The sequence below is a fragment of the Eggerthella sp. genome (genome assembly GCF_048329335.1).
In the GTDB taxonomy this organism is placed as follows: Bacteria; Actinomycetota; Coriobacteriia; order Coriobacteriales; family Eggerthellaceae; genus Eggerthella; species Eggerthella lenta.
The window spans coordinates 1-10579 of the sequence record NZ_DBFEGU010000315.1; the positions used below are offsets into that span (position 1 = coordinate 1).

The following is a 10579-nucleotide window of genomic DNA, read 5'->3' on the forward strand; positions in this document are numbered from 1 at the left end:
GCTTCATGCGCTCCTGCGGCTTCGGCCGCCCCGAGGGCACCAACGAGCCCCTCGACCACGTCGCCACGGAATGCGAGCTCCTCGAGCGCCTGGCCCTGCGCGCGGCCGGCGCCCCGGCTCCCGAGGGCGCCCCGGCCGACGCCGGCCTCCCCGGAGGGAGCCCGGCCGCCGCCTACGAGGCCTTTCTCTCCGGGCACGCCCAAGCCTGGATGCCAGCCTTCGCCGAGCGCCTGGCCGCCGAGGCGCGCCATCCCTTCTACCGCGCGGCGGCGGCCTACTTGGGCGCGCTGCTGGCCGACTGGCCGTCGGAAGCGTAAGTGCGCGCCACGGCTTCGGCGTGCTTGAGCAGCCAGGTGCGGACGTCGGGCGGCTCGAGCACTTCCAGCAGAGGACCGAACGACAGCAGATAGTAGCGCGTGCGTTCGGTGATGTTGCAGGTAAGGGTCACGAGCCAGCTGCCGTCGGCCTCGCGCGCTATCGTCTCGGGCGCGAACTCCTCGCGGACGCGCGACTCGGCCTGCGCGGCGAAGCGCATCACCAGCACGTCGTCGCCTTTCATGTGCCCGCCTTCATCAAGTGCAGGCAGCTCGCGCGCTTCGAACGTTTCCGGCAGCACATCCAGCGTTTCCCAGTCGATGCGGAACAGCTTGAACATGCGCCATGCATCCCGCTCGCGGCACCATGCGCGCAGGTACCACGACGATTCCTTGAACATGAGCTGGGCGGGCTCCACGGTGCGCTCGGTGCGGTTGCCCTCGGCGTCGAAGTAGGCGAACGACAGCGGGTGCCGCCCGATGGCGGCGTCGCGGATGGTGTCGAACGCGGCGCGGTAGTTCGGCGGCGCGCCCCAGAACGAGAAGTCCATGTCCAGCCAGTTCACGTTCTCGCGCTGGAATAGGCGGCCGAGGCGCACGGCCGTCTCGTCGCTCGCATCGTCGCTGGCCCCGGTGCGGTTGAGCGCGGAGAGCGCGGCCATGATGTCGTCCTGCTCGCGCTCGCTCAGCACCGAGCGGTCCAGCACGTAGCCGTCCATGAGGTGCACGCCGCCGCCTTTGCCGCGCGTCATGTACACCGGCACGCCCGCGGCCGACAGCGCGTCGATGTCGCGGCGCACGGTGCGCTCGGACACCTCCAGCTTGCGCGCCAGCTCGCCTGTGGTGGCGGTGCCGCGATCCATCAGCAGGTAGACGATCTCGAACAGACGTTGAGGCTGCATGGCTTCGTCCTTACGCGCAGTCGGTCGGGACGTTGGCTTCCAGCGCGGCGTTCGCTTCGTCAAGCACCTGCTGCACGAAGTCGGGGCGCGTGCGAGCCAGTTCGCTGAAAGGAACGGGATCCGCCGGGTCGTCGTCGAAGGGGGCGAGCTCTTTCACGTACCAGGTCACGTCGTGCCACGAACCCGCCTTCCAGCCGGCGTGCGATTGCACCCAGCAACGCTGGAACCCGCAGCCGGCGTGCAGACGCTCGCTTGCCTCGTTCGGCACGGTTACCAGGCCGTATGCGCTTTTCACGCCCTGCGCGCGCAGCAGTTCCAATAGCGCGCTGTACAGTGCGCGTCCCCGGCCGCCCCCGGTCGCGCCTTGTTCGAGGTACACCGAGAGCTCCGCATTCCACCGATAGGCCGCCCGGCTGGCTTGGGCGTGTGCGTACGCGAACCCGACGACGCGCCCGTCCTGCTCGAGGACGAGGCACGGATAGTCGACCATCGCGTCGGCCATGCGCGCGGCGAATTCGGCGCGCGAGGGCGCGACGGTGTCGAAGGTGACAGGCGTCTCGACGTACGGCGCGTACACCGCGCGCATGGCTTCCGCGTCGCCGCGCGCCGCGATCCGTACGTTCGCGCTGGTCGCACAAGGGGAGAAGTCCATCGGTTCGATCCTTTCGTGCCGGAAGGGAAGGCGGTGCGCACGGTCTGGGCAGAACCGCGTCCCCATACTACCACGAGCATGCAACCGGCGTCCGCGCCCTCGTTTGGCGCGTTCGAGGCTTTCGATCGAACCTGCGTCGAGCGTGCTTCGGAGAAGGATGGCTGCGCCCTGTTCGCCTGCTGGCCCCGCTGGCACGATTCCGCTCATCTATATGCTGCAGAATCGAGGTTTTGGCACGCTGGGCGCTCTCCATCGAAAAAGGTTCGGACAAAACCCCAGATCACGTTTTTCTCGCGGTGACGAAACCATCGTTGCAAGGGGGGGGGTCAACTGCCAAAAACTCGATTTTGCAGCATATTTCAACATTGGGAGGCGTACCGCGGCCCGAAGGACGAGCGCGTCGAGGCCGAAACGAATCGCATCTACAAGGTCGGGTTCATCATGCTTTCGATCGGGCTTGTGCTGTATATGTACTTATGTACTACGCAAGCAGCTTGACATGCGTTTGGGCGAATAGCCCTTTCGCGCGCCTCTTCCGACTAGCACGACCCCGTGGCGCTCCTATGTTGTTTGGCCGTTGCGTACTTGTATACTCCTGTTCGTTAGGGAATACTGCACAGACGGAACGACCCGGAAGCGCGAAGCGGCGAGGCGAAATCGCCGGAAAGGCTGTTGTGGCAAGGATTCTCGAAACGATCAAACATCGGTTGAAGCATCGACCGGCTCTCGTCGCGGGCGTGATCGTGGGTGCCGTGGCGGTGTTGACCATCGGCGCGTGCGCGATGGCTGCGAGCGCCGTGCGACCCGAGGATCCCGTCGCCGTGGCCGACGAGGTGGTTGCCGCGCTCCCCGAAGCGACTGCGCAGACGGGACAGGCTGCGGCCTCGCAAGCGCAATCCGGGGATGTCGTCGACCCGCGCGCCGTCGCCGAAGATGCGCGCACAGCGCTCGACGCCGCATCGGGCACCGAAGACGTGAACCTGTTCAATTCGGTGACCGGCATCGCGCGCACCCTGTCCTCCGACGAGATCTCCGATGTGGAAGGCGCCATCGCGGCATACCACGATGCGGGTTACGAGGTGGGCTTTGTCATGTACGACCTGACCACGCACGAGGGTGTGGGGTACAACGCCGATCAATGGTTCTTCTCTGCCAGCACGGTCAAGGCACCGTTCGTGGCTTTCGCGTCGCAGGATATGGTGGACGGCGGCCGAGCCTCTCTTGATGAAGAGGTGGTCGAAGACGTCATCCTCGACGGTACCGGAATCATGTCGTCGGACGACATAGATCGCTACGACCTGCAAACCGTCATGGCCAACACCATCGTGCATTCCGACAACACCGGTTACGGGCTGTTGCGCGAACGCTTCGATCAGAACGATTTCCAGGCTTGGTGCGCTGCGGCCGACGTGGACGCCGCCGCTTGGCAGGGCGAATGGTATCCCTATTACACGCCGCGCGACTTGGCGAAGATGTGGCTGAACGTCGGCGCATACGTGGCCGAGGGCCAGGGCAACGCGCCGTGGCTCGCCGACGTGCTGCAGCAGACTGAACTGTCGTTTCTGCGCACGGCACTGGGCGAGGGCCGTCGTGTTTTGTCGAAGCCCGGCTACGAGATCGATACGCCCTGGTACGACATGGGCGCGCTCAACGATGCTGGCCTCGTGGTCACCGATACTGATGTTTACGTAATCGCCATCATGTCCGATGCCGATTACGATGACGAATACTTCACCGACAACGAGCACCTGATCGTCGATCTTGCGTCCGCGTTGGGGGCGGCGCACGATCGCCTGCTGTTCGAAGGAGGCGTAGCATGAGATCCGCACGCTGGAGCATACCGAACGCGATGCTCGCGGGAGTTCTGGCGCTTGCTCTGTGTTCGGGCGGAACCGTTTTCGGCGGCGGGGTCTTCTCGCGTGCCTGGGCAGACGAAGCGGAAGAGGCGCAAAAGGCCGTCGACGATGCGCAGGCCACGCTCGACGACGCCGAGGCGCATATGGAAAGCATCGCGGGCGACTACGACGCCCTCAAGCAGGACGTCGAGGAGCTGCAAGCGCGCGTCGACGAGATATCGGCCCAGGCCGTGGATGCCCAGCAGGCGGTCATCGAAGGCCGCGCGGCTCTCGGCAAGACGGCGGTGCACGAGTATCTCAACGGGGGAGCGTCGCAATCGCTCGTGACCATGGTGCTGGAGGCGCGAAGCTTCAGCGACCTTATACGCAATCTCACCTATCTCGATTCGATCATGCAGTTCCACGCCGACGAGGTGGAGGCACAAAAAGAGCGCTCGGCGAAGTACGAGAAGCTCATCGACGACCTGAACTTCCAGAAAGACGAGCAGGAGAAGAAGCTCGAAGAGCTGGAAGCGAAGCGCGCGGAAGCCGAAACCGTGCTGTCCCAGGCGAGCTCCAAGCTGTCGAACGCCCAAAGCGACCAGGCCGCGCGTTTGGAAGCGCTCAGGCAGAAGGCCGAGGAGCTGGCGGCTGCCGATGGCGCCACCGGGCCGGTCATCGACGAGAATGCGGATACCATCGGCCGCGAGGACGTGGTCGATTCCAACACCCCGGTCCAGCCGAACCCCGATCCGAACCCTCCGGCGCCGGCTCCCGAGCCCTCGCCCGATCCCGATCCGGCGCCGAGTCCCGCTCCTGATCCCGGCATCAGCTGGTCGACCGGCATCGCGTCCGCGTACGGCGGTTCCACCGATCCGTACACGCCGAACCCCGGCACCACGGCGAACGGGTCGGTGTGCGACGACAACTCCATGGGCGTGGCCATCCCGATGTCATGGCCGAACTTCCGCTCGTATTTCGGCCGCACCGTCGAGATCTCCTACAACGGGCAAACCGTGCTGGCCACCGTAAACGATTGCGGTGGCATGGGCGGGGGCAGCCGATCTCTCGATTTGCAGCCCGGCGTCTGGAAGGCCTTCGGCTTCTCGTCGTGCCTCGACTGGGGTCTGCGCACGGTCAACTACCGCTTCCTGTAGAACGCCGCGACGCGTCCTTGTGAAATTTCCCGCACGGCGTGCGCTCATGTGCTAAACTGCATCGTTACATGCGATGACGAAGACAGCGCCGCGCAACGCGGCTGCCGGCAGAGACGGGTGCCACCGGCTGAAAGCTCCCGGGCAGCAAGCGCGACGATTCCCTTCCGAGCAGCGCGTTTGAACGCGGACGCAGAGGCGCGACCCTGGTCGCCGCCCCGCGAGACGCCAAGTAGGATGCGCCGGGAGCTCCCGTCACAGAGCGAACGAGCGGGCGGCGCGCGCAGGCGCGGCCGTCAACCGAGGTGGTACCGCGAGAGCCTTCTCTCGTCCTTGGACTTTGGGCGCATGCCCTCAGGAGCAAGGACGAGAGAAGGCTCTTTTTCATATGCGCCGCCGGGCGGGCGGCGCGGGGCGAGAGACGGAAAGGGACGGCAGAATGGCAATCGTGGAGGAACTGGAGGCGCTGCGCGAGCAGACCATCGCGCAGATCGCGCAGGCGGCCGACACCGCGGCGCTCGAGCAGGTGCGCATCGGCGTGCTGGGCAAGGCGGGCACGCTGACCGGGTACCTGCGCCAGATGGGGCAGATCGCGAAGGAGGAGCGCGCCGCCGTGGGCAAGACGGCGAACGAGGTGCGCGCCGCCGTGGAAGGCGCGCTGGCCGCGCGCAAGGAGGAGCTGGCCGCATCCGAGCTGGCCGCCGCCATCGACGCGGCCGCCGTGGACGTGACGCTGCCGGGTCGCTCGCAACAGGTGGGCACGCGCCACCTCATCAACCGCATCACCGACGAGATCTCCGAGATCTTCCTCGGCCTGGGCTACACGGTGGCCACGGGTCCCGAGGTGGAGACCGACTACTACAACTTCGAGGCGTTGAACGCCCCGGCCGACCACCCCAGCCGCAGCCTGGCCGACACGTTCTATGTGCGCGACCTTTCCGGCGCGCAGGCGGCCGTGCGCGGCGAGTCCGACGTACTGCTGCGCACCCAGACCTCCGGCGTGCAGGTGCACGCGATGGAGGACAACGAGCTGCCCATCTACGTGATCGCGCCCGGCAAGGTGTACCGCCGCGACGTGGCCGACCCGTCCCACCTGCCCCAGTTCACGCAGATCGAGGGCCTCGTGGTGGACGAGGGCATCACGTTCGGCGACCTCAAGGGCACGCTCGACTACCTGTGCAAGCAGATGTTCGGCGAGGAGCGCAAGACGCGGTTCCGCGCCCACTACTTCCCGTTCACGGAGCCGTCGGCCGAGGTCGACGTGAGCTGCGGCATCTGCCACGGCGAGGGCTGCCGCTTCTGCAAGGGCACCGGCTGGCTGGAGATCCTCGGCTGCGGCATGGTGGATCCGAACGTGCTGTCCATGTCGGGCATCGACCCTGAGAAGTACTCCGGCTTCGCGTTCGGCATGGGGGTGGAGCGCATCGCCTGCCTGAAGTACAACGTGCCTGACCTGCGCATGCTGGTCGAAGGCGACATGCGCTTCTTGCGGCAATTTTAGGTTCCGTCGGCCTGACGGCCGACGGAACGTGCCGACGCTGCGGTTTCCCGTGGCACCCGATCTCGCGGCGAGGTCGAGGGCTCGCGTACCGAAGTACGCTTCACCCTCGCCCTCCCCACGATCTCGGGCACCACGGAAACCCTCGCTGACGTTACTGGACCTATGAAGGTTTGAGAAGAGGAAGAAACCAGTATGAAAGTATCTTTGAAATGGTTGTCTGAGTATGTGGACGTGCCTTCGGATACGAAGGCGTTTTGCGACCGGCTCGATTTGACGGGCACGGGGGTGGAAGCGATCGAGAAGACGGGCGACGCGTACGACGGCGTGGTCGTGGGTTATGTGGAGACGTGCGAGCAGCATCCCGACAGCGACCACATGCACGTGGTCACCGTGGACGTGGGCGCGGGCGAGCCGGTGCAGATCGTGTGCGGCGCGCCGAACATCGCGCAGGGGATCAAGGTGCCGGTGGCCACCATCGGCGCGGTGCTGCCCGGCGACTTCAAGATCAAGAAGTCCAAGCTGCGCGGCGTCACCAGCTGCGGCATGTGCTGCTCGCAGCGCGAGCTGGGCATGGGCAGCAACCACGAGGGCATCTGGATCCTGCCCGAGGACGCGCCGGTGGGCATGCCCATCGCCGACTACCTCAAGCTGTCCGATACGGTGCTCGACCTCGAGGTCACGCCGAACCGCCCCGACTGCCTCAGCATGGCGGGCATGGCGCGCGAGGTGGGCGCGATGTACCGCACCGACGTGAAGCGCCCGCAGATCGACCTCGTGGAGGACGCCGACGCGACCCCTGCGTCCGACCAGGTGAGCGTGGAGATCGCCGACGCGTCCCGCTGCTGCCGCTACACGGCGCGCGTCATCAAGGACGTGCAGGTGGGCCCGAGCCCCGACTGGCTGGCCGAGCGCGTGGCCGCCGCGGGCGCCCGCTCCATCAACAACATCGTGGACGTGACGAACTACATCCTGTTCCTGCTGGGCCAGCCGCTGCACGCGTTCGACTTCGACAAGCTGGCAGGCGCGGACGGCAAGGCGCACATCGTGGTGCGCCCGGCGGCCGAGGGCGAGCGGTTTACCACGCTCGACGGCGAGGATCGCCAGCTCGTGCCCGACATGACCGTCATCGCCACGCCCGAGCGCGCCGTGGCGCTGGCCGGCGTTATGGGCGGCCTCGAGACCGAGGTCACCGAAGCCACCACCACGGTGCTGCTGGAAGCCGCCGCGTTCGACCGCGCGCACACCAGCCGCACGAGCCGCAACCTGGGCCTGATCAGCGAATCGTCCATGCGCTACGAGCGCGGGGTGGACGACAACCCGGTGGCCCTCAACGCCGACATGGCCGCCGCGCTCATCGCCGAGGTGTCGGGCGGCACGGTGTGCCCCGGCATGGTGGACGTGTGGCTGGAGAAGACCGAGCCTATCGACCTGGAGTTCCGCGTGCCGCGCTTCTGCGCCATGATGGGCGCCGAGATCCCGCGCGAGGAGGTCGTCGACATCCTCAGCCGCCTGGGCTGCGAGGTGTCCGATGCCGACGACGCCGACGTGCTGTCCGTGACGGCACCGACGTTCCGCCCGGACCTGGAGCGCGAGATCGACCTGTACGAGGAAGTGGTGCGCCTCTGGGGCATGGACCGCATCCCGGCCACGCTGCCGGGCGGCCGCGGCCGCTACGGCACGCGCTCGCAGGTCGAGCACGTGTCCGACGTCATCCATCGCACCATGTGCGCGAGCGGCCTCAACGAGACGATGACCTACTCGTTCGCCGAGCCGGGCGACCTCGACCGCCTGCGCATGAGCCACGAGGGGCTGGGGCAGCCGGTGGAGCTCATCAACCCGCTGAACGCCGACCAGTCCGTCATGCGCCAGAGCATCGTTCCCGGCCTCATGCGCAGCGTCGCCTACAACCAAAGCCGCGGCGTGAAGAACGTGCAGCTCTACGAGATGGGCGCGGTGTTCTTCGCGACGCAAGGCAAGAAGCAGCCGAAGGAGCGCCGCCGCCTGGCCGGCGTCATGGCGGGCGCCATGGGCGACGCCGGTTGGAACAGCGCTCCGGCCGCGTTCGACTTCTTCGACGGCAAGGGCGCGATCGAGAATCTCGCGCGCGAGCTGGCGCTGCCGAAGCTGCGCTTCAAGGCGCTCTCGGCCGACGAGGCTCCGCACCTGCAGCCCGGCCGCGCGGCCGCGGTGCTGTCGGGCGGCACCGAGCTTGGCTGGGTGGGCGAGCTGCACCCGCTGGCCGTGGACGCCTTCGACGCGACGGCGCCCGTCGTGGCGTTCGAGCTTGACGTAGACGCCCTGGCGAAGTCGGCGCGCCCCGCACGCGACTACGTGGACGTGCCCACGTTCCCGGCCGTGTCCATGGATGTGGCGTTCGTCGTGGACGAGGGCGTCGCGCACGAGAAGCTCGTGCAGTGCATGACCTCGGCGGGCGGCAAGCTCTTGGAGGACGTGCGCCTGTTCGACGTGTACCGCGACGAGGCGCGCGTGGGCGCGGGCAAGAAGTCCATGGCCTACGCGCTCACGTACCGCGCCGCCGACCGCACGCTCACCAGCGAGGAGGTCGACAAGGCCCACGAGCGCCTGGTCAAGAAGGTGTCCAGCGCCACCGGCGCCGAAGTCCGCGGGTAGGTCCGCCCGGGCTGTCCCTGCGTTCCCGTCCAGCAACGACAGGAACGCAGGGGGCCGGCGGGTGGTCGGCTTTGCCGTCCTGAGCGCAGGGCCGTCTAGGCTGCTCCTTTTGTCATCCTGGGCGCAGGCCGTAGGCCGGAGTCGAAGGATATCGCGCGGCGAAAGCGGGAAACATCACATCTGGCGCGCGTGCGGGTACCGCCCCGCCGTGCGCCAGATTTTTTTTCGGCGGAAATCCGGCATCAGGGGTCGAGCTTTCTCGTCATCGCTGGCGGGAATCGGAGCCAAAGCGGATTTTCCGCCCTTTCGTGCAAGTTTTTCGACTTCGTGGCATGCTTGAACCGTACGAGGGTTCTTCCCACCTGGAGTTTCTTGCTCGGAGATACCTCGAGGCGGAGCGCATGCTTATCTGCCATTCGCGAAATGCCTGGTCGACTATGTCGTGTTGTGCCACGAAGTCAAAAAACTTGCACGACCACCCCCGTCCGCCGTTAAACCAGGATTGACATAGCCCGGGTCGGCTCGTCCCTCGAAAGCTCGCCGGCGGCTCGGAAGCCCTCCTCGGCCATCGGTCAGACGCTCGTCCCGCCTGATCGCCAGCCACCCGATAGGTGAAGCGGCGTGCGGCGGTGCATGTCGATCCAGGTTTGACAGCGAACGCCCCCGAAGCGAGCGTTGCCCCCCTTCGCTCTCCGCGAGTTCTGCGGGGAGGCGAAGACTCGAACGATTTGGCGCGGGTCATTCGCAATCGCGAACCCGAATGCGGCGGGGTAGAGATGCGTTTTCGCTCGTCGGACGGCTTTGGTGCGGCGACGGCTCGTCACGGCGACGCCCAGTCGTCGGGGATCCGGGGCGACGGCGTGGAGCCTGTTCCGTTACCGGTTCGTTTTCGCGCACGCACCTGCGTGCGGCGCCGCCGTACGACAATTATGCGGACGGCGAAAGGGGCGGCATGGCGAAATCGGTGGGCACGCAGGATAGGGTGTTGCGCAAGCGGCGCATGGTTGTGGCGGCGGCGCTGCTTGTGTTCGCCGGCATCGTCGGGGTGCTGGCGCTACTGTTCGGCCGCGACGCGCTGGCTTTCCTGACCGACGGACATCGCGTGCAGCAGCAGGTGGAACGCTTGGGGCCGCTTGCGCCCGTGGTGTTCGGCCTGCTGGTCGTTCTGCAAGAGGTGACGGTGATCGTTCCCAGCGAGCCGCTGGAGCTTGCCGCGGGCTACGCGTTCGGGTTCTGGGAGGGCGCGTTCGTGTACCTTGCCGCCAGCGTGGTCGGCTGCTTCGCCATCATCGCGGTAGTGCGCTTCGGCGGCGATCGCGTGCTCGAGCTCGTCCTCACGAGGAAGGGCCGCGAGTGGCTGACCCGCTTGCGCGGGGCGCAGAGGTTCGACTTCGCTATTCTCGCGGCGTTCTTCATCCCTGGCCTGCCGAAGGATCTCATGGCCTACCTCGCCGCGTTCGCCGGCATGCATCCCGTGCATCTTGCAGTCGTCACCACGGCCGGTCGGTTGCCGTCGGTGCTGGCCATTACGCTGGGATCGTCGTTCGCCGCCGCAGGCGATTGGCGGGCGACCGCCATCGTGTTCAGCGT

8 protein-coding genes are annotated in these 10579 nt (G+C 66.8%); 6 read left to right on the top strand and 2 right to left on the bottom strand.

Annotated elements, in window-relative coordinates:
- The coding region (locus ACMO6A_RS09905) for a molecular chaperone TorD family protein (protein ID WP_418471179.1) at positions 1-317 on the top strand (317 nt) is incomplete at its 5' end.
- Here the strand turns inward: ACMO6A_RS09905 and ACMO6A_RS09910 are convergent.
- The gene (locus ACMO6A_RS09910) at positions 275-1216 is read right to left on the bottom strand and encodes a helix-turn-helix transcriptional regulator (RefSeq protein ID WP_009608734.1); all 942 of its coding nucleotides are present in this window, start codon (positions 1214-1216) and stop codon (positions 275-277) included. The two genes, ACMO6A_RS09905 and ACMO6A_RS09910, sit on opposite strands and share 43 nt — an antisense overlap.
- Positions 1217-1226: 10 nt before the next feature.
- Positions 1227-1868, bottom strand: coding sequence for a GNAT family N-acetyltransferase (locus ACMO6A_RS09915; protein WP_009608740.1), 642 nt, complete (start codon positions 1866-1868; stop codon positions 1227-1229).
- Positions 1869-2575: 707 nt separating this feature from the next.
- On the opposite strand from ACMO6A_RS09915, the gene ACMO6A_RS09920 reads away from it, so the two are divergent.
- From ACMO6A_RS09920 to ACMO6A_RS09940, 5 genes are all read left to right on the top strand, one after another.
- Positions 2576-3688 (top strand): serine hydrolase, encoded by a 1113-nt coding sequence (locus ACMO6A_RS09920; RefSeq protein ID WP_009608771.1) that lies wholly within the window; start codon positions 2576-2578, stop codon positions 3686-3688.
- Positions 3685-4860: a coiled-coil domain-containing protein gene (locus ACMO6A_RS09925; protein ID WP_009608762.1), complete on the top strand. Its 1176-nt coding sequence runs from the start codon at positions 3685-3687 to the stop codon at positions 4858-4860. Before ACMO6A_RS09920 ends, ACMO6A_RS09925 begins: the two co-directional genes overlap by 4 nt.
- 445 nt (positions 4861-5305) lie before the next feature.
- A complete protein-coding gene (pheS, locus tag ACMO6A_RS09930; protein WP_345784125.1) occupies positions 5306-6358 on the top strand; it encodes a phenylalanine--tRNA ligase subunit alpha in 1053 nt (350 codons plus the stop codon).
- A 192-nt stretch (positions 6359-6550) separates the two neighbouring features.
- Complete coding sequence (gene pheT, locus ACMO6A_RS09935) at positions 6551-8989, top strand: phenylalanine--tRNA ligase subunit beta (protein WP_009608763.1); 2439 nt, start codon at positions 6551-6553, stop codon at positions 8987-8989.
- A gap of 952 nt (positions 8990-9941) precedes the next feature.
- A partial coding sequence (locus ACMO6A_RS09940) for a TVP38/TMEM64 family protein (protein WP_418471180.1) occupies positions 9942-10579 on the top strand: 638 nt, incomplete at its 3' end.

Excerpts from the sequence above, each read along its gene's own strand:
- ACMO6A_RS09910 (WP_009608734.1), bottom strand. The coding sequence starts at position 1,216 with ATGCAGCCTCAACGTCTGTTCGAGATCGTCTACCTGCTGATGGATCGC.
- ACMO6A_RS09915 (WP_009608740.1), bottom strand. The coding sequence starts at position 1,868 with ATGGACTTCTCCCCTTGTGCGACCAGCGCGAACGTACGGATCGCGGCG.
- ACMO6A_RS09925 (WP_009608762.1), top strand. The coding sequence starts at position 3,685 with ATGAGATCCGCACGCTGGAGCATACCGAACGCGATGCTCGCGGGAGTT.
- pheT (WP_009608763.1), top strand. The coding sequence starts at position 6,551 with ATGAAAGTATCTTTGAAATGGTTGTCTGAGTATGTGGACGTGCCTTCG.